Origin of the sequence: Micromonospora reichwaldensis, assembly GCF_031845925.1 — a bacterium.
GTDB classification, from domain to species: domain Bacteria; phylum Actinomycetota; class Actinomycetes; order Mycobacteriales; family Micromonosporaceae; genus Micromonospora; species Micromonospora reichwaldensis.
Genome location: NZ_JAVRFL010000018.1, coordinates 1 through 24,032, shown reverse-complemented (window position 1 = coordinate 24,032; position 24,032 = coordinate 1). Strand labels below are relative to the sequence as shown.

The 24,032-nt window shown below is 75.4% G+C and carries 26 protein-coding genes; 15 read left to right on the top strand and 11 right to left on the bottom strand.

Annotated features, from left to right (window positions below):
• Window positions 1-5: 5 nt before the first annotated feature.
• Window positions 6-1,238 (bottom strand): TIR-like protein FxsC, encoded by a 1,233-nt coding sequence (locus RM555_RS16655; RefSeq protein ID WP_311412608.1) that lies wholly within the window; start codon window positions 1,236-1,238, stop codon window positions 6-8.
• Window positions 1,239-1,426: 188 nt separating this feature from the next.
• On the opposite strand from RM555_RS16655, the gene RM555_RS16650 reads away from it, so the two are divergent.
• The 4 genes from RM555_RS16650 (at window position 1,427) to RM555_RS16635 (ending at window position 3,730) form a co-directional block, all read left to right on the top strand.
• Entirely contained in the window at window positions 1,427-1,807 is a 381-nt protein-coding gene (locus RM555_RS16650) for an ArsR/SmtB family transcription factor (RefSeq protein WP_132234872.1), read from the top strand.
• Window positions 1,804-2,445, top strand: coding sequence for an SRPBCC family protein (locus tag RM555_RS16645; protein ID WP_311412607.1), 642 nt, complete (start codon window positions 1,804-1,806; stop codon window positions 2,443-2,445). The genes RM555_RS16650 and RM555_RS16645 overlap by 4 nt, the downstream gene beginning before the upstream one ends.
• A gap of 135 nt (window positions 2,446-2,580) precedes the next feature.
• On the top strand, window positions 2,581-3,141 hold the full coding sequence (locus tag RM555_RS16640) for an NADAR family protein (protein ID WP_311412606.1): 561 nt from the start codon (window positions 2,581-2,583) through the stop codon (window positions 3,139-3,141).
• A 76-nt stretch (window positions 3,142-3,217) separates the two neighbouring features.
• Complete coding sequence (locus RM555_RS16635) at window positions 3,218-3,730, top strand: NUDIX domain-containing protein (protein WP_311412605.1); 513 nt, start codon at window positions 3,218-3,220, stop codon at window positions 3,728-3,730.
• A gap of 10 nt (window positions 3,731-3,740) precedes the next feature.
• On the opposite strand, the gene RM555_RS16630 is transcribed toward RM555_RS16635, so the two are convergent.
• Complete coding sequence (locus tag RM555_RS16630; RefSeq protein ID WP_311412604.1) at window positions 3,741-4,280, bottom strand: RNA 2'-phosphotransferase; 540 nt, start codon at window positions 4,278-4,280, stop codon at window positions 3,741-3,743.
• Window positions 4,281-4,403: 123 nt separating this feature from the next.
• Here RM555_RS16630 and smpB point away from each other — a divergent pair, with 123 nt between their 5' ends.
• Window positions 4,404-4,898, top strand: a complete 495-nt coding sequence (gene smpB / locus RM555_RS16625) for an SsrA-binding protein SmpB (RefSeq protein WP_311412603.1) — start codon at window positions 4,404-4,406, stop codon at window positions 4,896-4,898.
• 36 nt (window positions 4,899-4,934) lie between these two features.
• On the opposite strand, the gene RM555_RS16620 is transcribed toward smpB, so the two are convergent.
• Both RM555_RS16620 and RM555_RS16615 read right to left on the bottom strand, forming a co-directional pair.
• Window positions 4,935-6,074 (bottom strand): hypothetical protein, encoded by a 1,140-nt coding sequence (locus tag RM555_RS16620; protein ID WP_311412602.1) that lies wholly within the window; start codon window positions 6,072-6,074, stop codon window positions 4,935-4,937.
• Entirely contained in the window at window positions 5,966-7,099 is a 1,134-nt protein-coding gene (locus tag RM555_RS16615; protein WP_311412601.1) for a transporter substrate-binding domain-containing protein, read from the bottom strand. Before RM555_RS16615 ends, RM555_RS16620 begins: the two co-directional genes overlap by 109 nt.
• 197 nt (window positions 7,100-7,296) lie before the next feature.
• Here RM555_RS16615 and RM555_RS16610 point away from each other — a divergent pair, with 197 nt between their 5' ends.
• Genes RM555_RS16610 through RM555_RS16595 form a run of 4 tightly spaced genes read left to right on the top strand, consistent with a single transcriptional unit; the run spans window position 7,297 to window position 10,377 of the window.
• Entirely contained in the window at window positions 7,297-7,722 is a 426-nt protein-coding gene (locus RM555_RS16610) for a TOBE domain-containing protein (RefSeq protein ID WP_311412600.1), read from the top strand.
• Window positions 7,719-8,504 carry a molybdate ABC transporter substrate-binding protein gene (modA, locus tag RM555_RS16605; protein ID WP_396888787.1) on the top strand — a complete coding sequence of 262 codons (786 nt, stop codon included), beginning with the start codon at window positions 7,719-7,721 and terminating at the stop codon, window positions 8,502-8,504. Before RM555_RS16610 ends, modA begins: the two co-directional genes overlap by 4 nt.
• Window positions 8,501-9,316 carry an ABC transporter permease gene (locus RM555_RS16600; protein ID WP_311412599.1) on the top strand — a complete coding sequence of 272 codons (816 nt, stop codon included), beginning with the start codon at window positions 8,501-8,503 and terminating at the stop codon, window positions 9,314-9,316. Before modA ends, RM555_RS16600 begins: the two co-directional genes overlap by 4 nt.
• Window positions 9,313-10,377 carry an ABC transporter ATP-binding protein gene (locus tag RM555_RS16595; protein WP_311412598.1) on the top strand — a complete coding sequence of 355 codons (1,065 nt, stop codon included), beginning with the start codon at window positions 9,313-9,315 and terminating at the stop codon, window positions 10,375-10,377. The genes RM555_RS16600 and RM555_RS16595 overlap by 4 nt, the downstream gene beginning before the upstream one ends.
• A gap of 21 nt (window positions 10,378-10,398) precedes the next feature.
• On the opposite strand, the gene RM555_RS16590 is transcribed toward RM555_RS16595, so the two are convergent.
• Complete coding sequence (locus RM555_RS16590; RefSeq protein ID WP_151452949.1) at window positions 10,399-10,824, bottom strand: type II toxin-antitoxin system Phd/YefM family antitoxin; 426 nt, start codon at window positions 10,822-10,824, stop codon at window positions 10,399-10,401.
• A 166-nt stretch (window positions 10,825-10,990) separates the two neighbouring features.
• On the opposite strand from RM555_RS16590, the gene RM555_RS16585 reads away from it, so the two are divergent.
• The 3 genes from RM555_RS16585 (at window position 10,991) to RM555_RS16575 (ending at window position 14,339) form a co-directional block, all read left to right on the top strand.
• Window positions 10,991-11,776, top strand: a complete 786-nt coding sequence (locus RM555_RS16585; RefSeq protein ID WP_311412597.1) for an RNA ligase family protein — start codon at window positions 10,991-10,993, stop codon at window positions 11,774-11,776.
• 145 nt (window positions 11,777-11,921) lie between these two features.
• Window positions 11,922-13,508: a chitinase gene (locus RM555_RS16580; protein WP_311412596.1), complete on the top strand. Its 1,587-nt coding sequence runs from the start codon at window positions 11,922-11,924 to the stop codon at window positions 13,506-13,508.
• Between the two features lie 243 nt (window positions 13,509-13,751).
• A complete protein-coding gene (locus tag RM555_RS16575; RefSeq protein WP_311412595.1) occupies window positions 13,752-14,339 on the top strand; it encodes an ATP-dependent endonuclease in 588 nt (195 codons plus the stop codon).
• On the opposite strand, the gene RM555_RS16570 is transcribed toward RM555_RS16575, so the two are convergent.
• The gene (locus tag RM555_RS16570) at window positions 14,310-14,885 is read right to left on the bottom strand and encodes a GNAT family N-acetyltransferase (RefSeq protein WP_311412594.1); all 576 of its coding nucleotides are present in this window, start codon (window positions 14,883-14,885) and stop codon (window positions 14,310-14,312) included. The two genes, RM555_RS16575 and RM555_RS16570, sit on opposite strands and share 30 nt — an antisense overlap.
• An 80-nt stretch (window positions 14,886-14,965) precedes the next feature.
• Here RM555_RS16570 and RM555_RS16565 point away from each other — a divergent pair, with 80 nt between their 5' ends.
• The 3 genes from RM555_RS16565 to RM555_RS16555 are packed head-to-tail and all read left to right on the top strand — an operon-like array spanning window position 14,966 to window position 18,431.
• Window positions 14,966-15,490: a PadR family transcriptional regulator gene (locus RM555_RS16565; RefSeq protein ID WP_151453153.1), complete on the top strand. Its 525-nt coding sequence runs from the start codon at window positions 14,966-14,968 to the stop codon at window positions 15,488-15,490.
• Window positions 15,487-16,167, top strand: coding sequence for an ABC transporter ATP-binding protein (locus tag RM555_RS16560; RefSeq protein ID WP_132234909.1), 681 nt, complete (start codon window positions 15,487-15,489; stop codon window positions 16,165-16,167). The genes RM555_RS16565 and RM555_RS16560 overlap by 4 nt, the downstream gene beginning before the upstream one ends.
• A complete protein-coding gene (locus tag RM555_RS16555; protein WP_311412593.1) occupies window positions 16,164-18,431 on the top strand; it encodes an ABC transporter permease in 2,268 nt (755 codons plus the stop codon). Before RM555_RS16560 ends, RM555_RS16555 begins: the two co-directional genes overlap by 4 nt.
• Window positions 18,432-18,841: 410 nt before the next feature.
• Here the strand turns inward: RM555_RS16555 and RM555_RS16550 are convergent, their stop codons facing one another.
• The 5 genes from RM555_RS16550 to RM555_RS16530 form a co-directional block, all read right to left on the bottom strand.
• A complete protein-coding gene (locus RM555_RS16550; RefSeq protein ID WP_311412592.1) occupies window positions 18,842-19,906 on the bottom strand; it encodes a (Fe-S)-binding protein in 1,065 nt (354 codons plus the stop codon).
• A complete protein-coding gene (locus tag RM555_RS16545) occupies window positions 19,903-21,288 on the bottom strand; it encodes an FAD-binding oxidoreductase (protein ID WP_311412591.1) in 1,386 nt (461 codons plus the stop codon). The genes RM555_RS16550 and RM555_RS16545 overlap by 4 nt, the downstream gene beginning before the upstream one ends.
• Before the next feature lie 108 nt (window positions 21,289-21,396).
• The gene (locus RM555_RS16540; RefSeq protein WP_311412590.1) at window positions 21,397-21,840 is read right to left on the bottom strand and encodes a hypothetical protein; all 444 of its coding nucleotides are present in this window, start codon (window positions 21,838-21,840) and stop codon (window positions 21,397-21,399) included.
• 54 nt (window positions 21,841-21,894) lie between these two features.
• Entirely contained in the window at window positions 21,895-22,692 is a 798-nt protein-coding gene (locus RM555_RS16535; protein ID WP_311412695.1) for a sugar phosphate isomerase/epimerase family protein, read from the bottom strand.
• A gap of 65 nt (window positions 22,693-22,757) precedes the next feature.
• A complete protein-coding gene (locus RM555_RS16530; protein ID WP_311412589.1) occupies window positions 22,758-23,912 on the bottom strand; it encodes a dihydrodipicolinate synthase family protein in 1,155 nt (384 codons plus the stop codon).
• Window positions 23,913-24,032: the final 120 nt, after the last annotated feature.

Sequence of the window (24,032 nt, the reverse complement as noted above, 5' to 3'; positions counted from 1 at the left end):
CTCCATCAGGGACCTTCGAGGATCGGGCGGTGCACCGGGCCGTCCGACGGCGGCTCCTGGTAGACCGTGCCCGTACGGTAGATGCGGCTCTGGGCCACGACCAGCGCGTCCTCCAGCTCGGCGTGGAAGCGGCCGGCGGTGGCGATCTCCGGTCGCCACATCGCGGGATCGTTGCGCACCACGTGGTGCGACAGGACGCGCGCCAGGGTCTCCCACAGCCGCTGGTTGCCGTCGGCCGCCGCGTCGTCGGCGGCCGTCCACGGCACCAGCACCGGGGTGGTGGTGTCGGGGTCGCGGTCGTAGCCGACGAGGCTCAGCTCGTAGCGCGGCAGGCCGGCCGACCAGACGTCCACCACGAGTACGACGATCTGGTTGTGCGCCCGGGCCCACTCCCGCACCTCGGCGAGGTCGACGGCGTCCTCGACCGTCCAGCCGTAGCTCTTGGTGGTGGCGACCGCCCCGGCGTAGCTGCCGATCGGCGCCTCCAGCTCGGGGCGGTACGGCCGCCAGTCCCGGGCCAGCGCGCCGTAGCGCTCCTCCGCCCCGCTGCGGGTGCCGGCCAGCTCCGCCGCGCTGCCGGCGGCCAGGACGAACCAGACGTGCCGGGCGCTTGTCGAGCGGGGCGACCGGGCGGCGGACGACCCGGGTGCCGGCCGCCGGCGGGTGGTCTCGAAGGAGCTGGTGACCTGGGCGAGCACCGGCCGTCGGGCGGGCCGGAGCAGGCGGTGGTCGCGGTCGGTCTGCACGATGTGCTTGGCCAGCGCGTCGACGAAGTCCTGGTACTCGTCGTGGTGCCGGCGGCGCTGCTTCAGGGTGAGCAGCCCGTCCTGGGCGTACACGGCGCCGGCCGGGAAGTTCTTGTGCTGGAAGCCGGTCAGCGCCTCGGGCACGCGGTCGCAGGGGATCCAGCGGATCGGCAGCACGGCGGGCGGACGGCGACGGAACTCCCGCTCGTGCGCGTCGACCCGGTCGGCGAAGACCCGGAACTCGCGCCCGCAGTAGTCACTGACCACGTAGCGGGGGGAGGTCAGCGCCACCAGGCAGGAACTGGTGGCGAGGGCGTCGGCCAGCTCCTGCGACCAGGTCGCGCCGAGCGGCATCTGCCCGTCGACGAATCCCGCCTGGTCCCAGCCCACGCCGGCCAGCCGGGCCACCGCCTCGCTGAGATCGCCGAAGAACTCCTGCACCTGGCCGTTGCGGTTGTCCTCATGGGCGTAGCTCAGGAAGAAGAGTGGCACGCCCGCCTCCGCTCACGGGTTCCACGATCGTACGGAAAGTATATGTCCGTCGATGCCAGGGTAGCGTCGTGCGGATCTTCGCACCGACCCGTGGAGAGTCGTATCCCCGACGCTTCCGCGAAGGCGTCGGCGACACACCGACCCATCATGGGTCGCTTAAATAAGGGGTGACTGATATAAAGGGTTCCGTGCACGCCTTCGACGTACTCGGTGACCCGGTGCGGCGCCGCATCCTCGAACTGCTCACCGACGGCGAGACGACCGCCGGCGGGCTGTGCGACGTGATCCGGCGGGAGTTCGGGATCTCCCAGCCGGCCGTCTCCCAGCACCTGAAGGTGCTGCGGGACAACGGCTTCGCCACCGTGCGGGCGGAGGGGACCCGGCGTCTCTACGCCGTCGATCCCCGGCCGCTGCGGGAGGTCGACCGCTGGCTCGACAACTTCCGCCGGTTCTGGACGCCTCCCCTGCACGCCCTCGCCACCGAGCTGGCCCGAGGCAAGCGCGAACGGCGGCTGCGCGAGCAGCCGCCCACGACAGACGACACGACCGACCACGGGAGAGACCGATGATCGACGCGACCGAGCAGATCAACGCCGTACGCCGCCAGCTCGGCCGGCGGGTGCTGGAGGCCGGCGAGGCCCGGGTGATGACCATCAGCCAGACGTACGACGCGCCGCTGGAGGACCTCTGGGACGCCTGCACCAACGCCGAACGGATCCCCCGCTGGTTCATGCCGATCTCCGGTGACCTGCGGCTGGACGGCCGCTACCAGCTCAAGGGCAACGCCGGCGGCACGATCGAGCGCTGCGACCCGCCGAAGGGCTTCGCCGCCACCTGGGAGTTCGGCGGCGAGGTGAGCTGGATCGAGGTGCGGCTGACGCCGGTCGGGGACGACCGGACCCGGTTCGAGCTGGAGCACGTCGCGCACGTCGACCAGGAGCGCTGGGACCAGTTCGGCCCGGGCGCGGTCGGGGTCGGCTGGGACCTGGCGCTGCTCGGCCTGGCGTCGTACCTGGCCGCCGACGGCAGCGGGGTCACGCCGGAGGAGGGCGAGGCCTGGTCGGTGTCCGAGCAGGGCCGGCAGTTCGTCACGGCGAGCAGCGAGCGGTGGGGCGAGGCGAGCGTCGCCGACGGCACCGACGCCGAGGCCGCCCGGGGCGCCGCGGAGCGCACCACCGCCTTCTACACCGGGGCGCCGCCGGCCTGACCGCCCCGCCCGGCGCGGTGGCACCGGCCGCCCCGCGCACCCGACCGCCCGGCGCGGCGGCACCGACTGCCCGTGCCGGCGGCCGGCCGGAAAAGCGCGCGCGTTCCGTCGGACCCCTCGGGCAGACTCGCCGCCATGTCGCCGCGATCCGTCACCGAGCTCGTCGCCGCCGTCAACGCCGGCGAGAAGATCCGCTACCTGCACTTCTGGGGTCACCGACCGCAGCGTGACGGCAGCGTCGGGCCCGGCTGCCTGAGCCAGTGGTGGCCGGCCCCGTTCACCGACGGCGAGCGGACGTACGCCACCGCCGAGCACTGGATGATGTGGCACAAGGCGATGCTGTTCGGGGACGCGGCGGTCGCCGAGCGGATCCTGGCGGCCGGGCACCCCCAACGCGCCAAGTCACTCGGCCGCGAGGTGCGGGGCTTCGACCAGGCGACCTGGGAGGCCCGGCGCTTCGACATCGTGGTGGCGGGCAGCGTCGCCAAGTTCGACCAGCACGACGACCTGCGGGCGTACCTGCTCGGCACCGGTGAACGGGTGCTCGTGGAGGCCAGCCCGGTCGACCGCGTCTGGGGCATCGGCCTGGCCGCCGGCGACCCGCGCGCGGACGATCCGGCGCGCTGGCAGGGTGCGAACCTGCTCGGCTTCGCCCTCATGGCGGCCCGGGACGCACTTCGCGCGGGCCGCCCGTGACCGCCGGGAGCCGCCGCCGCACGCCCCGGGCGGCAGGTCGCGGCGGCCCCCGGTGCGCCGGGTAACGTGCTGCGGCATGACCGCCGTGGCGTACTCCCACTGCTCCTTCTGCGGCGCCGCCTATCCGGCGGCGGCCGGCTGGCCGCGGGTCTGCGCGGCCTGCGGCGCGACGGTCTGGCGCAACCCGCTGCCCGTCGCGGTGGCGGTGCTGCCGGTCCGCACGGCCCGGGGCCTCGGGGTGGTGGTCGTCCGCCGCGACATCGAGCCCGCCCGCGGCCAGCTCGCGCTGCCGGGTGGCTTCATCGAGTACGGCGAGGAGTGGCAGGAGGCGCTGGTCCGGGAGTTGTGGGAGGAGACCGGCCTGCGTGCCGACGCCGCCGACGCCCGGCTCCTCGCGGTGCACGGCGCCCCGGCCGGCGGCACGATCATGGTCTTCGGCGAGCTGCCCGAGCGGCGGGCCGAGGCGCTGCCGCCGTCGGCGCCGACCGAGGAGGCCACCGAGTGGTTGGTGCTCACCGAGCCGACGGAGCTGGCCTTCTCCACCCACACCCGGGTGCTCGCCGAATTCCTCGCCCGGCGCGCGGGCTGAGCCGGACCGCTCAGTCGGCCAGGTACCGGGCGGGCACCGCGTCGGTGAGCCAGACGCCGTTGGCGCTGCGATAGAAGGCGTGCCCGTCGCGGGCCATCGCCGCCGCGTCCACGGTCAGCACCACCAGCTCGCCCGGCCGGCGGGCACCGACCCGTCGGGCGGTCGCCAGGTCGGGCGACAGGTGGACGTGGTGCCGGCCGGCCCGGTGCAGGCCGGTGGCCCGGATCGAGTCGAGCGCGACGCGGCTGGTGCCGTGGTAGAGCCGCGCCGGCGGCGGGCTGGGCGCCAGCTCCAGGTCGACCGGGATCGAGTGGCCCTGGTTGGCCCGGATCCGCTCGACGCCGTCGGCGCCGCGTGCCACGGCGAAGCGCTGCTTGTCGTTGTCGGCCACCACGGCGTCCAGGTCGGCGCGGTCGGTCCCGAGCGCGGCGAGCAGGTCGTCGACCGACACCCAGCCGGCCCGGTCGGGCGCGAGGCCGAACCGGGCGGGCTCGTGCCGCAACGCCAGGGACATCCGCTTGCTCAGCCGCACCATCGCCCGGTGATCCATTGGCGGAGTCTCCCCCGTCGGGCGCCGCGGGCGCCATCGGATTCGGCCGGACCCGGCCGGACCCGGCCGCCGCATCGGTGCCGGGCGGGTCAGCCCCGGCCGGCAGCCGATATCCTCGACCGGGTGAACGCGGCCCGGCAGACCGAGCGCAGGCTGATCGCCTCCAACAAGAAGGCGCGGCACGACTACTCGATCCTCAAGACCTACGAGGCGGGCATCGTGCTGGCCGGCACCGAGGTCAAGTCGCTGCGCGAGGGTCGGGCGTCGCTGGTCGACGCCTTCGCCCAGGAGCGCGACGGCGAGCTGATGCTCTACGGGCTGCACATCGCCGAGTACGGCTTCGGCAGCTGGACCAACCACGCGCCCCGGCGCACCCGCAAGCTGCTGCTGCGCCGGGTGGAGATCGCCCGGATCCTGGAGCGGACCCGCGAGGGCGGTCTGACCCTGGTGCCCCTGTCGATGTACTTCTCGGGCGGCTGGGCGAAGGTCGAGCTGGCCCTGGCCAAGGGCAGGAAGTCGTACGACAAGCGGCAGGCGCTCGCCGAGCGCGACGCCGAGCGGGAGATCGCCCGGGAACTGGGCCGCCACCTCAAGGGCCGCACCGCGCGACGGGGCTGACCGCTCCCGTCGCCTCCCGCGCCCGCCGGCCGGCCGTCAGCGGGGGCGGGAGGACGGTGGCGCGGACGAACCGGCAGGCCCGGGCGACGGCGGCGCGGACGGTTCGGTGGGGTCCCCGGCCGGCACCCGGCCCAGGCAGCGCGGGTCCGCCCGCCCCACCGGTTGCCGGGGGATCATCCAGTCCAGCGCCGTCTCCTCCACGTGCCAGCCGTACACGTCCACGCGGGTGACCGGGATCCGCCCCGGGTCGGGGCAGAGGAGCTGCCCGCGTACCTGGTCGTTGGGCAGGAAGCGCACCTCGCCCCGCCCGTCGAGCACGATCGTCATCCGGTCGGTCACCGTGACCGCCTGGCCGCGTACCACCTCCCGCACCGGGCCCGTCTCCGGGCCGACCTCGACGGCGACCGCGGGCAGCAACGGCACCCGCAGGAAGACCACCCCCGTCACCAGCGGCACCACCGCCGCCACCGCGTAGGCGAGGCTGTGGGTCAGCGCCGGGGCGACCGGGCGCGGCACCGGGCCGGTGAGCACCACGGCTCCCAGCGGGGGCACGACCAGCAGCAGGGCCGTGGCCAGTTCGCCGTCGCGGATCGCGGCCGGCACGGCGGGCGCCAGCCAGGCGTAGCTCGCGGTCGCCGCCACGACCGGCAGCAGCAGGGTGGTGACCAGGAGCAGGCGGGGCCGGTCCGGGTAGCGAAGCCGGGTCCGCAGCGCCAGCAGCCAGAGGGCGAGCATCATCAGCAGCGGCAGGAACCGCAGCTGCCAGGTGAGCGCCGCCAGGGCGATCGCCGCCACCAGCACCCAACCGGGGGTACGCACGGTGCCGTAGGCGAGCAGCGAGCGATCCGGGTCGAACCGGTCAGGCGCGCTGACCTGGAGCAGCCGGCCGAGGACGGTCAGCACCAGCACCACCAGCGGGAACGCCCACACCAGCGCGATCAGCAGGGCGCTGAGCAGCCCGAGCGGGCTGACGTACTGCACCAGCAGCAGCATCGTCGGCATGTCCTGCCGGCTGAGCCGCCAGAGCCGCAGCACCAGCAGCAGCACCGGGAACGCGGGCAGCAGCGTCAGCAGCCACTGCTGCGCCTGTTGCGCCTGCTTGGTTCCCGGGCGACGGTCGGCGCGCCCGATCGCGGCCGGCTCGGAGACGGCAGGGCCCATCTCTCCCACGGCCACTGCCGCACCTCCACCTTCTCCTCGGGCTCCGGCTGCCGGCCGACCGCCACCTGCTGCAGGTTGCTGTACTGCTGCTCCGAGGCCAGGTACCGGTCGAACGCCGCCTTCCACCGGTAGCCGTCGGGCCCCTCCGCCGACTGCTGCAGGGAGAGGTTGACCAGGTCCCGCATCGCCGGATTGGGGCCGGTGTTCACGCCCCACTTCTCCGCCGCCTCCTCGCCGATGTCCCAGTGCTGCAACTCCTGGCGCCCCCGCAGCTTCACCGCCGGCGGCAGCTCACCCGGCGGGCGGGGGCCCACGAAGCCGGCCAGGATCGCCGCGTCGGTGGTGACCGCGTCGACCTGCCTGTCGTAGAGCGCCTGGATGCACTCGCTGATCCGGTTGCGGCCGATCGGGCTCGCGCCGGCGTCCCGCAGGCGCCGCTCCGAGGTGGACGTGCCCAGCGTGCAGACCTTCGCCCGGTCGAGGTCGCGCAGGCTGGCGACCTTGCGGCTGTCGGACGCGAGCGTCACCACCGACTGCTCGGTCTCCAGGTAGGGAAAGGAGAAGACCACGCCCTGCCCCTGGCGCTGCTCGGTGATGCTGTAGGAGGCGACCACCAGGTCGACGGTGACGAAGCTGCCGCTGGCGTCCCGCGCCTGCCGGCGGGCCCGGTCCTCGCTCTCGATCGCCAGCAGCGTCACCTCCGGCGCGTCGAACCCCAGGTCCTCGGCGATCATGTACGCGATCTCGATGTCGAAGCCCTCGAACGCGCCGTTCTCCAGCTTCTGCGCCACGCCCGGCTGATCGTCCTTGACCCCGATGACCAGCCTGTCCCGGTTGGTCAGCCCCGCCCGCTCGCGCAGCTCGTCCCAGGTGGGCGGGCCGGTCGCCACGACCACCCGCACCGTGGCCGCCACGATCACCACCAGCAGGAGCAGCAGGGCCGCCAGGCGTGCCTGCCGGGACCTCGACCGGCGGGCGGTGGCGGCCACTACGGATTCCGGCGCCGGCGGGTTGCCGCTGCTCTCGTCGTCCTGACCCAACTCGGCCCTCCCGGTCGCCGTCCCCCGCCCGAGCCCTCCATTGTGGTCCATCCCACCAGGTCACGACAGCATCCGGACGGCCGGTCGTGTCGCGGCGGCGTCTGCCGCGAACACAAGGAGCATGGGCTTGTCCGGGCCGCATCCGCGAGGAGTAGCCCACTCTCGCCCTCGCATCTGCCGGACGCTAGGCTGGGCCGGTGACGACGTTCCGGATCGGGGAGGCAGCCGAGCTGCTCGGGGTCAGCGCCGACACCGTGCGCCGGTGGGTCGACGCCGGGCGGCTCGCCGCCGGCCGCGACGAGCACGGGCACCGGGCCATCGACGGGGTCGAGCTGGCCGCGTTCGCCCGGGCCCAGGCCGCCGAGCCCGACGACCGGTCGGATGCCTCCTCGGCCCGCAACCGGCTGCGCGGCATCGTGGTCAACGTCGTCAAGGACACCGTGATGGCGCAGGTCGACATCCAGGCCGGGCCGTTCCGGATCGTCTCGCTGATGAGCCGGGAGGCGGTCGACGAGCTGGACCTGCGCGTCGGTTCGCTGGCCGTCGCGGTGATCAAGTCGACCACGGTGGTGGTGGAACGCGCCTCCCCGTCCGGGGCCTCCCGGGGGAGGCAGGGGTCGTGAGAGCGGCGGGGCGCTCGCGGACGGTCGCGGCGGTGGCGGCGGTGATCACCGCCCTGGTGGCCCTGGCCGGGTGCGGCGCGGGCACCACCGCCGGTGGCGCGTCGACGGACGGCACGGTGACCGTGTTCGCCGCGGCCTCGCTGACCGAGTCGTTCACCCGGATCGGCCGGGACTTCGAGGCGACCCACGCGGGCACGACCGTGGTCCTCAACTTCGCCGGCAGCGCCGCGCTGGCCGCCCAGATCAACCAGGGCGCCCCGGCCGACGTGTTCGCCTCGGCGGCGACGCGCAACATGACCACCGTCGCCGAGGCAGGCAATGCCGACGGCGACCCGGTGGTCTTCGTCCGCAACCAGCTCGTCGTCGCCGTACCGATTGGCAACCCGCGGGGCGTCGCCGGGCTGGCCGACCTGGCCCGGCCGGGCGTGAAGGTGGCGCTCTGCGCGGAGCAGGTGCCCTGCGGGGCGGCGGCGCGGACGGCGCTCGACGCCGCCTCGGTCGCGCTCACCCCGGTCACCCTGGAGCAGGACGTGCGGGGCGCGCTGTCCAAGGTGCGGCTCGGTGAGGTCGACGCGGCCCTCGTCTACCGCACGGACGCCCTGGCCGCCGCGGCCGACGTGACGGCCGTCGAGTTCGGCGAGTCCGCCCGCGCCGCCAACGACTACCCGATCGTCGCGCTGCGGGACGCGCCCAACCCCGACGGCGCGCGGGCCTTCGTCGCGTACGTCCGCTCGGAGCGGGGGCGCGCGGTGCTCACCGGGGCCGGGTTCCAGGCCCCGTGACGCGTACCCACGGCGGGCGCGTCCGCCGGCCGGGCCCCGGGGTGCCCCTCGCGCTGCTGCTGCCGGCCGTGCTGGGCCTGGTGTTCCTCGTCCTGCCGCTGGTCGGGCTGGTGGCCCGTACGCCGTGGGCCGACCTGCCGCAGCGGCTCGCCGCGCCGGGCGTGCTCACCGCGCTGCGGCTGTCCCTGCTGACCGCCACCCTGGCGACGCTGCTCTGCCTGCTGCTCGGGGTGCCGCTGGCCTGGCTGCTGGCCCGCGTCGAGTTTCCCGGCCGACGCCTGGTACGCGCCCTCGTCACCGTGCCGCTGGTGCTGCCGCCCGTCGTCGGCGGGGTGGCGCTGCTGCTGGTCTTCGGCCGGCGCGGCCTGCTCGGCGGCTGGCTCGACGCGACCTTCGGGATCAGCCTGCCGTTCACCACCGCCGGGGTGGTGCTGGCGGAGGCGTTCGTGGCGATGCCGTTCCTGGTGATCGCCGTGGAGGGGGCGCTGCGCGGCACCGACGGCCGGTACGAGGAGGCGGCGGCGACCCTCGGCGCCGGCCGCTGGACGACGTTCACGCACGTCACCCTGCCCCTGGTGGCGCCCGGCCTGGCGGCCGGGGCGGTGCTGTGCTGGGCCCGGGCGCTCGGCGAGTTCGGCGCCACCATCACCTTCGCCGGCAACTATCCGGGGCGTACGCAGACCATGCCGCTGGCCGTCTACCTGGCGCTGGAGACGGACGTGCAGGCCGCCGTGGTGCTCAGCCTCGTGCTGCTCGCCGTCTCGGTGGCCATCCTCGCCGGGCTGCACGACCGCTGGATCACCAGCCCGTGAGCGCGCCCCTGCTCGACGCGCACCTCGTGGTGCAGCGGGACGGCTTCCGCCTCGACGTCGCGCTGCGGGTCGCCGCCGGCGAGGTGGTCGCGCTGCTCGGCCCCAACGGGGCGGGCAAGACCACCGCACTGCGCGCGCTCGCCGGCCTGCTCCCGCTGACCGACGGGCACCTCACCCTCGACGGCGTCGACCTGGACCGGCCGCAGCGCCGCGCCTGGACGCCGACCGAGCGCCGGCCGATCGGCGTGGTCTTCCAGGACTACCTGCTCTTCCCGCACCTGAGCGCGCTGGAGAACGTGGCCTTCGGGCCCCGACGCCACGGCGCGGACCGGCGCGCCGCCCGCCGGACCGCCCACGACTGGCTCGCGCGGGTCGGCCTGGCCGAGCACGCCGGCCGCCGGCCCCGGCAGCTCTCCGGCGGGCAGGCGCAGCGGGTCGCGCTGGCCCGCGCGCTCGCCGTCGAGCCGGCGCTGCTGCTGCTGGACGAGCCGCTCGCCGCGCTCGACGCCCGTACCCGGCTCGACACCCGGGCCGAGCTGCACCGGCACCTCGCCGCGCACCCGGGGGCCACCCTGCTGGTCACCCACGATCCGCTGGACGCGCTGGTGCTGGCCGACCGGCTCGTGGTCGTCGAGGAGGGCCGGGTGGTGCAGGAGGGGGACGCCGCGACCGTCACGGCGCGGCCGCGCACCGACTACGTGGCCCGGCTCGTCGGGCTGAACCTGCACCGGGGCCACGCCGACGGGCACCGGGTCCGGGTCGCCGACGGGCTGACCCTCACCGTCGCCGACCGGCTCGACGGGGAGGTCTTCGTCGCCTTCCGACCCTCGGCCGTGGCCCTGCACCCGTCGCGCCCCGAGGGCAGCCCGCGCAACACCTGGGCGGCGACGGTGGCCGGCGTGCAGCGGCACGGCGACGACCTGCGGGTGCAGCTCGACGGGCCGATCGGGGTGTCGGCGGACGTCACGCCGGCCGCCGCCGCGCAGCTGCGACTGGCCCCCGGCCAGCCGGTCTGGGCGGCGGTGAAGGCGGCGCAGACCCACGCGTACCCCGCCGGCTGACGCCCCCGGCCCGGAGCCGGGTCAGGCGGCGGGGTCGGCGGCCAGCAGGTCGGCGTGGGCGGCCCGGAGGCGGGCGAGACCGGGGTCGCTGCCCGGGGTGACCCGGCGGTCGAGCTCGGCCCAGACCTCGGCGAGGGCGGCGGTGACCGCGCGCAGCTCGGCGGCGTGCCGGTGTGCGCTGCGCCGGTGCGCCTCGTCGAGGCGCCGGGCCCAGCCGGCGGTGACGGCGGCGAGGCGGTCCCCGTCGGCACGCGCCTGGGCGGCGCTGCGGGCGGCGGCCGCCGGGACGATCGCGGCCACCGGGCGGGGATCGCCGTCGCGGGTGACGACGGTGACGGTGTCGGTCAACTCGGCCAGCGCGACGAGCTGGGTGAGCCGGGTGCGCGCCTCGCGAAGCGGCACCGAGCGCGGCTGGTCGGTGTGCGGGGTGAGAGCGGGGACAGCCATGGATGGATGGTCGCCCCCGGGTACGACATTTCCGCACGCCGACGGTCCAGGATGGACGCGCGGACCGGAAACTGGCGCGAGCCGGGGCCCTCGCGGCGGATACGCTGCCGGCCCGGCGCCGCACCGCCAACCGGCGCGGCGTAACCCGCCACGTGAAGGAGCTGCCGTGTCCCGCCTCGACGTCCGGACGGTCGACCTGCGGAAGATCAACTCGCTGACCAAGTACCCGTCGATCCCCACCTACCACGCCCTGGACCCCGACAACGGCGGGCTGCTGGCGGAGTGCGTGGCGTTCACCGGGCCGGTCACCCTCACCGAGAAGGTCGACGGGACGAACGCCCGGATCGTCGTGCTGCCCGACGGCGCGTACCTGATCGGCAGCCGCGAGGAGCTGCTGTACGCGCGCGGCGACCTGATCGGCAACCCGGCGCTCGGCATCGTCGACGCCCTGCGCGACGTGGCCGAGCGGCTGACGGTCGCCGCGGCGGCCGACCGGATCACGGTCTTCTACCTGGAGGTGTACGGCGGCAAGGTCACCGCCGCCTCCCGGCAGTACACGGCCGAACGCCGGGTCGGGCACCGGCTCTTCGACGTGGCCGTGCTGGACGACCCCGCGCCGATGCTCGACTGGCCGGCGCAGCGGATCTCGGCCTGGCGCGACGGCGGCGGCCAGCGCTTCCTCGGCGAGGCGGACCTCGTCGGGCGGGCCGACGCGTCGGGCCTGGCGACCGTGCCCCGGCTGGCCACCGTCCCCGCCGAGGAGCTGCCCCGCGACATCGAGGGCATGCACACGTTCCTGACCGGTTACCTGCCCCGGACCCTGGTGGCCCTGGACGGACCGGCCGGCCGGTCCGAGGGGCTGGTGCTCCGCGCGGCGGACCGCTCGGCCATCGCCAAGGCGCGGTTCCAGGACTACGAGCGCACCCTGAAGCGCCGCGTGACCCGGCGCTGACCCGAAGTGTAAGGAAGGGCCCCTTCCTATCGCCTGGGCGATAGGAAGGGGCCCTTCCTTACACGTACGCCTGGACAACTACAGTTAACAATCCTAATAATTGTGCATCCGTCGATCCGACGGCCCTCGTACCCGGGAGGTCCGGATGCGTCGCCCTGCCCGAAACCTGCTGCTGGCCGCCGTCGCGGCCCTCGCCACCGTCACCGCCACCACGCTGACCCTCGCCGCGCCGGCCCAGGCCGCCGGCCCGACCGCCACCTTCGTCAAGACCGCCGACTGGGGCACCGGATGGGAGGGCCGCTACACCGTCACCAACGGCGGCCCGGCCACCATCACCGGCTGGCAGGTGGCCTTCACCCTGCCCGCGGGCACCACGCTCGGCTCCTACTGGGACGCCACGGTCAGCAGCGTCGGCCAGCGGCACACCTTCACCAACCGCTCCTGGAACGGCACCGTGGCCCCCGGCGCCTCGGTGTCGTTCGGCTTCCTGGCCACCGGCTCCGGTTCCCCCACCAACTGCACGCTCAACGGCGCGCCCTGCTCGGGCGGCACGCCCACCACCCCGCCCACCACCCCGCCCACCACCCCGCCGACCACGGCACCGCCGACGACCGCCCCGCCGACCACGGCGCCGCCGACCACCCCGCCGCCCAGCACGCCACCGCCGACCACGCCGCCACCGACCACGCCGCCACCGACGGGTGGGCTGCCCCGGCACGCGCTGATCGGCTACCTGCACGCCAGCTTCGCCAACGGCTCGGGCTACCTGCGGATGGCCGACGTGCCCGCCGACTGGGACATCATCAACCTCGCCTTCGGCGAACCCACCACGGTCACCTCGGGCGACATCCGGTTCCAGCTCTGCCCGGCGACCGAGTGCCCGGGCGTCGAGACCGAGGCCGAGTTCATCGCCGCGATCCGCGCCAAGCAGGCGCAGGGCAAGAAGGTGCTGCTCTCCATCGGCGGGCAGAACGGCCAGGTCCAGCTCACCACGACCGCCGCCCGGGACACCTTCGTCCGGTCGGTGGCGGCCATCATCGACAGGTACGGCCTGAACGGGCTCGACATCGACTTCGAGGGCCACTCGCTCTACCTGGACACCGGGGACACCGACTTCCGCAACCCGACCACGCCGGTGATCGTCAACCTGATCTCCGCGATCCGCACCCTCAAGCAGCGGTACGGGACGGGCTTCGTCCTCACCATGGCGCCGGAGACGTTCTTCGTCCAGCTCGGCTACCAGTACTACGGTTCGGGCCCGTGGGGCGGGCAGGATCCACGCGCCGGGTCGTACCTGCCGGTGATCCACGCGCTGCGCAACGACATCACCGTGCTGCACGTGCAGGACTACAACTCGGGGCCGATCATGGGGCTCGACAACCAGTACCACACCATGGGCAGCGCGGACTTCCACATCGCGATGACCGACATGCTGCTCGCCGGCTTCCCCGTCGCCGGCAACGCCGACCGCGTCTTCCCGCCGCTGCGTGAGGACCAGGTGGCCTTCGGCGCCCCCTCCTCCCCCAGCGCCGGCAACGGCTACCTCGCCCCGGCCGGGGTGCAGGCCGCGGTGACCTGCCTGGTGAAGGGGCAGGGCTGCGGCCCGTACACCCCGCGCAGCGGCACCAACCCCGCCCTCCGGGGCCTGATGACCTGGTCGATCAACTGGGACCGGTTCTACGCCTGGGAGTTCCGCCTGAGCCACGGCCCGTTCCTGAAGTCGCTGCCCTGACGCCGATGCCGCCGCCCGGGTCACCCGGCCCGGGCGGCGGCACGACCGCCGGCCCCCGGCGGTTCCCTGCCGCCCGCAATCCGGTTGCGCCGTGGGCCGGCCCGGTCCACGCTGCCCTGGCGGGCGACGGGCCGCGCTGCCCGCCCGACACAGGTCGTCCCCGGTGGTACGTCCCGCACGTCGGGGCCGGACCGCCGGGCCGACCCCGGGCGGGCGCTGCGGCATCGGGGACGGGGAGGCGGAGTGCGGAGCATCGGTGGCCTGGTGCCCGGGACCGACGCGCGGACGGTGGTGCTCGTCGAGGGGCCGAGCGACCGGGTCGCCCTGGAAACCCTCGCCGCGCGCCGCGGCCGGGACCTCGACGCCGAGGGCGTACGGGTGGTGGCCATGGGCGGCGCGACGAACGTCGGCCACTTCCTCGACCAGCTCGGCCCGGCGGGACGCGGCCTGCGGCTGGCGGGCCTCTACGACGAGGCCGAGGAGGGCTACTTCCGGCGCGGGCTGGAACGCTGCGGCTTCGGCGTCGACCTGTCCCGGGCCGACCTGACGGCCCTCGGGTTCTACGTCTGCGTGGCCGACCTGGAGGACGAGCTGATCCGGGCGGTCGGCGTCGCCGGGGTGCGGGCGGTGCTCGCCGCCGAGGGCGAGCTGCGCTCGTTCGACCTGTTCCAGCGGCAGCCGGCCCAGCGGGGGCGCGCCGTCGAGGCGCAGCTGCGCCGGTTCCTCGGCACCCGGTCCGGCCGCAAGAGCGCGTACGCGCGGCTGCTCGTGGCGGCCCTGGAGCCGGACCGGGTGCCCCGCTCACTCGACGCGGTGCTCGCCGGCGTCTGAGCGCACGCCGCGCCACTCGGGCGCCAGCACCGACCACACCTCGATGTCGACCCGCCCGGCCGGGCCGGGATAGACCTGGCGCAGCGTCCCGTCGAGGCGCATGCCCAGCCGCCGGGCGGTGGCGATGCTGCGGGTGTTGTCCGGCTTGGTGCGCCACTCGACGCGGTGGATGCCGCGTTCCCGTACCGCCCAGTCGACCAGCCGGCCGACCGCCCGGCTGACCAGCCCGTGCCCCTCCCCGGCCGGCTCCAGCCAGCAGCCCGCCTCGCAGACGCCCCTGGCGGCGTCGAACGAGACCAGCATGACCCCGCCGACCAGCTCGTCCCGCCGCCAGATGCCCCAGATGCCGCCGGCGTCGCGCGCCCACAGGTCCGCGTAGCGCTGGAGCACGGCCCGGGCACCGGCCAGGTCGTCGACCAGGAACGAGGGCGACACCCAGGGCGCGATGTGCGTACGGGCCCGCTCGAGGTGGGCGAGGAACTCCTCGGCCCGCCAGGGCTCCAGGGGACGCAGTTCCGCGTCCTCGGTCAGGGACAGGGCGAACACGGTGACCTCCGATGCAGACGGTTGAGCGGGCAATGTACCGCTATACGCTCCGGGTATACGCGGTGTGTATAGTCGCCGGCATGTCGATCGGACAGACCTTCCTGGGCCTCCTCGAGGCCACCCCCCGCCACGGCTACGACATCAAACGCCTCTACGACGAGCGCTTCGGTCACGCCCGCCCGCTCGCGTATGGGCAGGTGTACGCCACCCTGTCCCGGCTGCTGCGTGGCGGCCTCGTCGAGGTGGAGGCGGTGGAGCCCGGCGAGGGCCCGGAACGCAAGCGGTACGCGATCACCGAGGCGGGCGTCACCGACGTGGCGCAGTGGCTGGCCCGGGCCGAGAAACCCGAGCCGTACCTGCAGAGCACCCTCTACACCAAGGTGGTGCTGGCCCTGCTGACCGGCCGCCCCGCCGCCGACGTGCTCGACGTGCAGCGCGCCGAGCACCTGCGGATGATGCGCGAGCTGACCCGCCGCAAGCGCGACGGCGACCTCGCCGAGCAGCTGGTCTGCGACCACGCGCTGTTCCACCTGGAGGCCGACCTGCGCTGGCTGGAGCTGACCGCCGCCCGCCTCGACGAGCTGGCCGCGACGGTGCGGTCGTGAGCGCCCCGCTGCTGCTCGCCGAGGACCTGCACCGCTCGTTCGGCCCGACCCGGGCGCTCGCCGGGGCGAGCATGCGCGTCCACCCGGGCGAGGTGCTGGCCGTGATGGGCTCGTCGGGCTCCGGCAAGTCCACGCTGCTGCACTGCCTCGCCGGCATCACCCGGCCCGACTCCGGCCGGGTCCGCTACGCCGGCCGTGACCTCGCCACCCTGAGCGACGCCGAGCGCAGCGCGCTGCGCCGCGAGGAGTTCGGCTTCGTCTTCCAGTTCGGCCAGCTCGTACCGGAGCTGACCTGCCTGGAGAACGTCGCGCTGCCGCTGCGGCTGGGCCGGGTCGGTCGGCGCGAGGCGGAGCGGCGGGCCGCCGAGTGGCTGGACCGCCTGGAGGTCGCCGAGGTGGCCGGCAAGCGGCCCGGCGAGGTCTCCGGCGGGCAGGGGCAGCGGGTGGCGGTCGCCCGGGCACTGGTCACCCGGCCCCGGGTGGTCTTCGCCGACGAGCCGACCGGCGCCCTCGACTCGCTCAACGGCGAGCGGGTCATGCGGCTGCTCACCGCCGCCGCCCGGGACACCGGGGCGGCCGTGGTGCTGGTGACGCACGAGGCGCGGGTCGCCGCGTACTCCGATCGGGAGGTCGTGGTCCGCGACGGCCGCACCCGGGACCTGGAGGTCGCGGCGTGACGCGGCTGCGCGACCGCGCGGCCGACCTGGGCATGGGCGCGCGGATGGCGTTCACGGGCGGCCGGGACGGCTGGCTGCGGGCGGTGCTCACGGCGGTGGGCGTCGGGGTGGGGGTGGCGATGCTGCTGCTCGCCGCCGCGGTGCCCGGCGCGCTGGACGCCCGGCAGGCGCGCGGCGACGCCCGCGACGACCTGCGGATGGGCGAGAAGATCCCGGCCGCCGCGAACACCCTGCTGATCCGTCAGACCGACACCGAGTTCCGGGGGCAGCCGGTGCGCGGCCGGGTGCTGCGGCCCGAGGGTCCGGCCGCGCCGGTGCCGCCCGGGGTGGCCGCGCTGCCCCGCGCCGGCGAGGTGCTGGTCTCCCCCGCCCTGCGCGACCTGCTCGGCTCCGCCGACGGCGCGCTGTTCGCCCCCCGCCTCGGCGGGGCCACGGTCACCGGCGTCATCGCCGACGAGGGCCTGGCCGGCCCTCGCGAGCTGGCCTACTACCTGGGCAGCGACACCCTCGCCGCCGACGACGCCACCCGGCTGGACGCGTTCGGCGGCGGGCTGCCCGGCGAGGCCTTCGACCCGGTGCTGGTGGTGCTGGTGGTCGTCATCTTCGTGGTCCTGCTGCTGCCCATCGCCGTGTTCCTCGGCGCGGCCGTGCGGTTCGGCGGCGAGCGGCGCGACCGGCGGCTGGCCGCGCTGCGCCTGGTCGGCGCCGACGCCGCGATGGTCCGCCGGATCGCCGCCGGGGAGGCCGCCGCCGGCGCGCTGCTCGGCGTCGCGGCCGGCGGCGTGCTCTTCGCGCTCGGCCGGCAGGTGGTGCCGCTGGTCACCCTCATGGACCTCAGCGTGTACGCCGCCGACGTGCGCCCGCCGCTGGCGCTGGTGGCCGCCGTCGTGCTGGCCGTGCCGGCGCTCGCCGTCGTGGTGACGCTGGTGTCGATGCGCGCCGTGCTGGTCGAGCCGCTCGGGGTGACCCGGCGGGCGACGCCGGTGCGCCGGCGGCTGGTGTGGCGGCTGCTGCTGCCGGCCGCCGGGCTCGGGCTGCTGCTCGCCGGCGCCGCCGGGGTCGCGCCGCTCGGCGGCGAGCGGCAGACCGCCGCCGGCGCCGTGCTCCTGCTGGCCGGCGTGGTCACCCTGCTGCCCTGGCTCACCGACCTGCTCGTACGCCGGCTGCGCGGCGGCCCGGTCGCGTGGCAGCTCGCGGTGCGTCGCCTCCAGCTCGACAGCGCCGCCTCCGCGCGGCTGGTCAACGGCATCGCGGTCGCCGTGGCGGGCACCATCGGGTTGCAGATGCTCTTCGCCGGCGTCGCCGACCGGTTCACCTTCGACACCGGACAGGACACCTCCCGGGCCCAGGTGCAGGTGCAGTTCTCCGCGCGGTCGGACGCGGCGGCGGGGCTGGACCGGCTGGCCGGCGCGCCGGGGGTGACCGCGAGCAACGCCACCCTGGCCACCTCGGTCGCGGCCGGCGAGGCGTACGGCACGCTGCGGATCGGCGACTGCGCGGCGCTGGCCGAGTTCGCCCGGCTGGACCGGTGCGCCGACGGCGACGTGTTCCTGGTCCCGGACGCGGAGGGCGAGCCGGCCGGTATCGGTGCGGGCAGCGCGGTCACGGTCGCCGACGGGATGCCCTGGCGGGTGCCGTCCACCGCGCGGGAGGCGCCGGTGCGCAGCGACCCGTCCGGCTACCGGCAGGGCGGGGTGCTGGCCACCCCCGGCGCGGTCGACACCGCCCGGCTGGGGCCGCTGCGCGCCGACGCGTACCTGCGGCTCGCGCCCGACCGGCCGGACGCGGTGGAGCACGTCCGCAACGCCGCCGCCGGCGTCGACCCGTACGCCTCGGTGCTCACGCTGACCGAGAACCGCCAGGCCAGCCAGTTCGTCAACGTCCAGCGCGGCCTCTACGTCGGCGCGGTGGTCACCCTGCTGCTGATCGGGGCCAGCATGCTGGTCGGCGTGCTGGAGCAGCTGCGGGAGCGCCGCCGGCTGCTGGCGATGCTGGTCGCGGTGGGCACCCGGCGCTCCACGCTGAGCTGGTCGGTGCTGTGGCAGAGCGCCGTGCCGGTGGTGATCGGGCTCGCCCTGGCGGTGGTGTTCGGCCTCGGCCTCGGCGCGGTGCTGCTGCGCATGGTGCAGACGCCCGTAACGGTCGCCTGGCCGGCGCTGGGCATCTCCACCGGCCTCGGGGCGGCGGTCGTGCTGCTGGTCACCGGGCTCAGCCTGCCGGTGCTGTGGCGGCTCACCCGACCCGACGGCATCCGCACGGAGTAGCGCGGTCTCCACGTACGGTGGTTCGACGGCTGGCGGGCGCGGATCGCGGAGATACAGCCCTCACGCAGCGAACGGCCCGGGCCCTCACAGGTGCCCGGGCCGTTCCAGCGCTCGTCCGGGTCGGCGTCGCGCGCCTGGTGCGGCCGGTGGACGTCGATCCACGCCTCCACGTCTTCCACCAACCACACCGCTCCCCCGGCCTGCCGATCGAACGGCTCCGGGAAGTCTGGCCGGCTGGTGATCTGCACGATCCGGGCGCGGGACACCCTGAGGCGTTCCTGTAGCTCGGCGCTGCCGTACAGCCTGCGGACCATGCCCGGACGCTATGCTGACCAGGACTGATACGAAGCGCGACGGAGCCCACACCGGCCCCTTCGGTGAGGAGTTCCCACGTCGCTGTCGGAGTGTCCCTACGGCGACTGGACGCGGGTGAGCACCTCGGCCAGGTGCACGGCCCGCACAGTGGACCGGCGCCGGCGCAGGCCGGTACGCAGTTGCCGCAGGCAGCCCGGGTTGACCGCCACCACCAGGTCCACCCCGGCGGCCTCGATCTCGTCGAGCTTCGCGTCCAGGATCCGCCGCGACTCCTTCGGCCGCAGCAGCGAGTACGTGCCGGCCGCCCCGCAGCAGGCGGCCGCCGAGGGCAGCTCGACGTAGTCGGCGACCTGGCGCAGCAGCGTCCGGGGCTCGGCGAAGACGCCGAGGCCGTTGCGCAGGTGGCAGGAGTCCTGGAGGGTGACCCTGGCCCGCCGCCCGGCCACCCGCAGCTCGGCTCCGGCGGGCCGGTCGGCGAGCCAGGTGGACAGCTCGCGTACCCGGTCCCGGCCGAGCACGGAGGCCAGGTGCGCGGCGCAGCCGCCGGAGGTGGTGACGATCGTGCCGGGCAGATCCGCGCCGAGGCGCTCGGCCAGCCGCTCGCCGCCGGCCAGGTCGCCGTTGTGCGCGTGCAGCGCGCCGCAACAGCCCTGGGCGGTGGGGACGGCCAGCTCGGGGGCGAGCGCGTGCGCCGCCCGACTGACCGCCGGGTAGAGGCCCCGCTCGACGCAGCCCAGCATGAGCTGCGCGCCCGGCTCCGGCGCGATGGCGGCCCGGCCGCGGGCGGCGCGGCGGACGAGGCCGGACAGCCGCAGCAGCCAGCGTTGCTCGACGAAGAGCATCAGCGCCCGGGCCGCCAGCGGTCTCCGCCAGCCCCGCCACTGGTGGACCCGCCACTGCTCCAGCAGGCTGCCGTACTCCACCCCGGCGGGGCAGACCGGCTCGCAGGCCCGGCAGCCCAGGCAGAACGAGGCCTGCTCGGCGAGGGTGTCGTCGTCCGGGGGCAGGGTGCCGTCCTGCAACGCCCGCATCAGCGTGATCCGGCCGCGCGGCGAGGACGCCTCGTCGCCGGTCATCGCGTACGTGGGGCAGGCCGGCAGACAGAACCCGCAGGAGATGCAGCGCGACAACTGCTCCGGGTCGAACACGTCGCCGGTCATGATCCCAGCTTTCCGGGGTTGAGGATGCCCGCCGGGTCGAAGGCGCTCTTGATCCGGCGCAGCAGGGCGAGCTGGTCCTCGCCGAGGCGGGCGGCGAGGAACGGCAGTTTCGCCGCCCCCACCCCGTGCTCGCCGGTGATCGTGCCGCCGAGGTCGATGGCGGCGGCGAAGATGTCGGCGAAGGCCGCCTCGGCCCGGCGTACCGCGTCGTGGTCCTCGGCCGAGTCGAGCACGCAGGTGGGGTGCAGGTTGCCGTCCCCGGCGTGGCCGAAGGTGGCGATGGCGACGCCGTGCCGGCCGGCGATGGCGTCGATCCGGTCGACCATCTCGGCGATGCGCGGCCGGGGCACGGTCGCGTCCTCCAGGATGGTCACCCCGCCCCGGCGGGACAGCGCCGGCAGCGCGCAGCGCCGGGCGGCCAACAGCGCCTCGGCCTGGGCGACCTCGCGGGCCGTGGTGACCTCCACCGCGCCGGCCTCGACGCAGGCCGCGCCGATCCGGTCCAGGTTGGCGGCGACGAGGTCGGGCGGGCCGTCGTCGCCGAAGAGCAGCAGGGCGCCGGCGTCGGTACGCAGCCCCAGGTGGGCGAAGTCCTCCACGGCGTCGATGCAGGCCCGGTCGAGGAACTCCAGCGTCGCCGGCACCACCCCCGCCCGGATCACCCGGGCCACCGCCTCCCCCGCGTCGGCAAGCGTCGGGAAGTACGCGACCCCGGTGTTCGCCGACGCCGGTGCGGGCAGCAGCGCCACGGTCGCCTCGGTGATCACGGCGAGGGTGCCCTCGGAGCCGGTGAGCAGCCGGGTCAGGTCGTAGCCGGCGACGTCCTTCCACAGCCGGCCGCCGGTGCGGATCACCTCGCCGGTGGGCAGCACCGCCTCCAGGCCCAGCACGTAGTTGCGGGTCACGCCGTACTTCAGGCCGCGCAGCCCGCCCGCGCAGGTGGCGATGGTGCCGCCGACCGTGGCGACGGTCCGGCTGCCGGGGTCGGGCGCCCAGAGCAGGCCCTGTGCGGCGGCGGCGTCGGCGAGGGCGGCGCTGGTCACGCCCGGTTGCGTCCGGGCGAGCAGCTCGTCCCCGCTGACCTCCAGGATGGCGTTGAGCCGGGTCAGCACCAGCACGATCCCGCCGCGCAGCGGCACGGTGGCGGCGCACAGGTTGGAGCCCGCGCCGCGGGGCACCACGGGCACCCGGTGCCGGGTGGCGAGTGCCAGCACCGCGGCGACCTCGGCGGTGTCGGCCGGGAAGACCACCGCGTCCGGGCGGTGCGAGAACAGCGGCGTCGCGTCCCGCGCGTACGCCACGAGGTCGCCGGCCGCGTCGTGCACGTGCGACGGGCCGACGATCCCGCGCAGCTCGGCGAGGACGGTCGCGGACAGCGCCATGCCCACCCTTCCCTGTAGCTTTTTGCCGGTTCGTCACCGGTTGCCTGGCGACAGTTTTCACCGATCATAGAGAGCCGGAGGGGCGGGGTGAAGACGGCGGGCCGGCCGTCAGCGCGGCGGCAGGTGCTCGCGCAGCGCGGCGAACTCGGCCACCGTGAGGAAGGACGGATTGGCCCCCTGCGGCTGCCGGAGCACCTCCGCGCCGGCCAGCCGCGTGTCGCCCCGGAAGGACTCCCGGGGCACCCGGTGCGCCTCGTCGAGGACCGTCAGGTCCAACGGCACCGTCCAGGCCGCGCCCGGCTCCCCCGGCACCGCGGCGGCGGCCACCAGCCCCACGCCCCAGACGCCGTACGCGATCCGGCCGCGGCTGCCACTGGCCCAGAGGACCACCGGCTGACCGGCGCGCATCAGCCGGGCCCGGTAGCCGGGACGCACGCACCAGCCCGTCACCCGCGGATCACGGGCGAGGCGGCCGGCCAGGTCGGCCCGGTCCGCGTTGCCCTTGATCAGCCACGCGCCGAGATCGTCGAGGTGCACCCGTCGGTCGGTCACCCCCTCATCCTCGCCCGGGTCCCGGCCGGCCGCCCGACCGGCCGGGACCCGTCGTCAGGCGACGTGGCGCAGGTAGCCCGCGACCGACGCGTCGAGGACCTCCCGGCCGGGCCGGGCCCACACCTCGGCCGAGAAGACCTCCACCTCGACCGGCCCGGTGTAGCCGGTCCCGTCCACGGCCTCCCGCAGCCGGCGCAGCTCGATGCAGCCGTCGCCGGGCAGGGCCCGGCCGAGCAGCACCCCCTCGGGCAGCGGGGTGACCCAGTCGCACACCTGGAACGCGGCGATCCGCGCCCCCGCCCGGGCGATCTGCGCGTACACCGTGTCGTCCCACCACACGTGGTACGCGTCGACGACGACCCCGACCACCTCCGGGTCGAACCGTTCGGCGATGTCGAGCGCCTGGCCGAGGGTCGACACCACGCAGCGGTCGGCGCTGAACATCGGGTGCAGCGGCTCGATCGCCAGCGTCACCCCCGCCGCGGCGGCGTGCGGGGCCAGCTCGGCGATGGCGTCGGCGACCTGCCGGCGGGCGCCGTCGATGTCCCGGCTGCCCGCCGGCAGCCCGCCGGAGACCAGCACCAGGACCGCGGTGCCGAGGGTGGCGGCCTCCTCGATGGCGCGCAGGTTCTCCTCCCGCCAGCCGTCGGCGGTGAAGAAGCCGCCTCGGCACAGGGACGTGACCTCGAGGCCGGCGTCGCGGACCAGCTTCGCGGCGCGGGCCAGCCCGTAGTCGGCCACCGGCTCCCGCCACAACCCGATCCCCGGCACCCCGGCGGCGACGCAGCCGTCGACCACCTCGGGCAGCGGCCAGTGCTGCGACGTGGCCTGGTTGAACGAGAACCGTTCCAGCCCACTCACTGGTCCGCCCTCCGTTCGCGACTGCGGGGCTCGCAAACCCGGCTCACTCCTCGCGCTCACTGGTCAACCCCCGCCACCGTGAACAGCGCCCGCGCGCGGGCGGCAGCCAGGTCCGCGTCGGGCAGCAGCCCGGCGGCGTCGGCGAGGGTGAGCAGGGTGGCCAGGTGCGCCGGCGAGCGGCCGGACTGCGCGCCGCCGACCATCGTGAAGTGGTCCTGGTGTCCGGTCAGCCAGGCCAGGAAGACGATGCCCGTCTTGTAGTGCCAGGTGGGCGCCGCGAAGATGTGCCGGGCCAGGGGCACGGTCGGGGCGAAGATCCGGTCGTACGTCTCCAGGTCCCCCGAGTCCAGCGCGGCCAGTGCGGCGGCGGCGGCCGGCGCGATCGCGGCGAACACCCCGAGCAGCGCGTCGGAGTGGCCGCTCGCGTCGCCCCGGATCAGCTCCGGGTAGTGGAAGTCGTCGCCCGTGTAGAGGCGTACCCCGGCGGGCAGCCGACGGCGCAGCGCCACCTCGCGGTCGGCGTCCAGCAGGGAGACCTTGATGCCGTCCACCCGGCTGTCGTGGGCCTTGATCAGCCCGACCACGGCGTCGGCGGCCTCGTCGAGATCGGTCGACCCCCAGTAGCCCGCGAGCGCCGGGTCGAACATCGGGCCGAGCCAGTGCAGCACCACCGGCTCGTCGGCGGCGCTCAGCAGTTCGTCGTACACCCGCAGGTAGTCCTCCGGATCGCGGGCGGCGGCGGCCAGGTGGCGGCTGCACATCAGCACCGGACGGGCCCCGGCGGCCCGCACGTCGTCGAGCTGCTGGCGGTAGGCGCCGGTGACCTCGGCCAGGGTGGCCGGGCCGGGCGACAGCTGGTCCGTGCCGACCCCGGCAACGATCCGCCCGCCGACCGCGCGGGCCTCGGCGGCGCTACGCCGGATCAGCTCGCGGGTGGCCGGGTAGTCCAGGCCCATGCCGCGCTGCGCGGTGTCCATCGCCTCGGCCACCCCGAAGCCGTACGACCACAGGTGGTGCCGGAAGGCCAGGGTGCGGTCCCAGTCCAGCACGGCCGGGGCGCCCGGGGTGTTCTCGGCCGTCGGATCGGCCACCACGTGCGCGGCGGCGTACGCGATCCGGCTGCTCGGCGGCCCGGCGGGGCGCGGGAAGCCGGCGCCCCCGGTCAGCCGGTACCGCCGCCCACCCGGCAGCAGCACCTCGGCCCCGCTCACAGCGCCACCTCCGTTCGCGACTGCGGGGCTCGCAACCCCGCCTCACTCCTCGCGCTCACAGCGCCACCTCCGTTCGCGACTGCGGGGCTCGCAACCCCGCCTCACTCCTCGCGCTCACAG

Excerpts from the sequence above, each read along its gene's own strand:
- RM555_RS16645 (WP_311412607.1), top strand. The coding sequence starts at position 1,804 with ATGATCGACGCGACCGAGCAGATCAACGCCGTACGCCGCCAGCTCGGC.
- RM555_RS16640 (WP_311412606.1), top strand. The coding sequence starts at position 2,581 with ATGTCGCCGCGATCCGTCACCGAGCTCGTCGCCGCCGTCAACGCCGGC.
- RM555_RS16635 (WP_311412605.1), top strand. The coding sequence starts at position 3,218 with ATGACCGCCGTGGCGTACTCCCACTGCTCCTTCTGCGGCGCCGCCTAT.
- RM555_RS16630 (WP_311412604.1), bottom strand. The coding sequence starts at position 4,280 with ATGGATCACCGGGCGATGGTGCGGCTGAGCAAGCGGATGTCCCTGGCG.
- RM555_RS16590 (WP_151452949.1), bottom strand. The coding sequence starts at position 10,824 with ATGGCTGTCCCCGCTCTCACCCCGCACACCGACCAGCCGCGCTCGGTG.
- RM555_RS16580 (WP_311412596.1), top strand. The coding sequence starts at position 11,922 with ATGCGTCGCCCTGCCCGAAACCTGCTGCTGGCCGCCGTCGCGGCCCTC.
- RM555_RS16565 (WP_151453153.1), top strand. The coding sequence starts at position 14,966 with ATGTCGATCGGACAGACCTTCCTGGGCCTCCTCGAGGCCACCCCCCGC.
- RM555_RS16550 (WP_311412592.1), bottom strand. The coding sequence starts at position 19,906 with ATGACCGGCGACGTGTTCGACCCGGAGCAGTTGTCGCGCTGCATCTCC.
- RM555_RS16545 (WP_311412591.1), bottom strand. The coding sequence starts at position 21,288 with ATGGCGCTGTCCGCGACCGTCCTCGCCGAGCTGCGCGGGATCGTCGGC.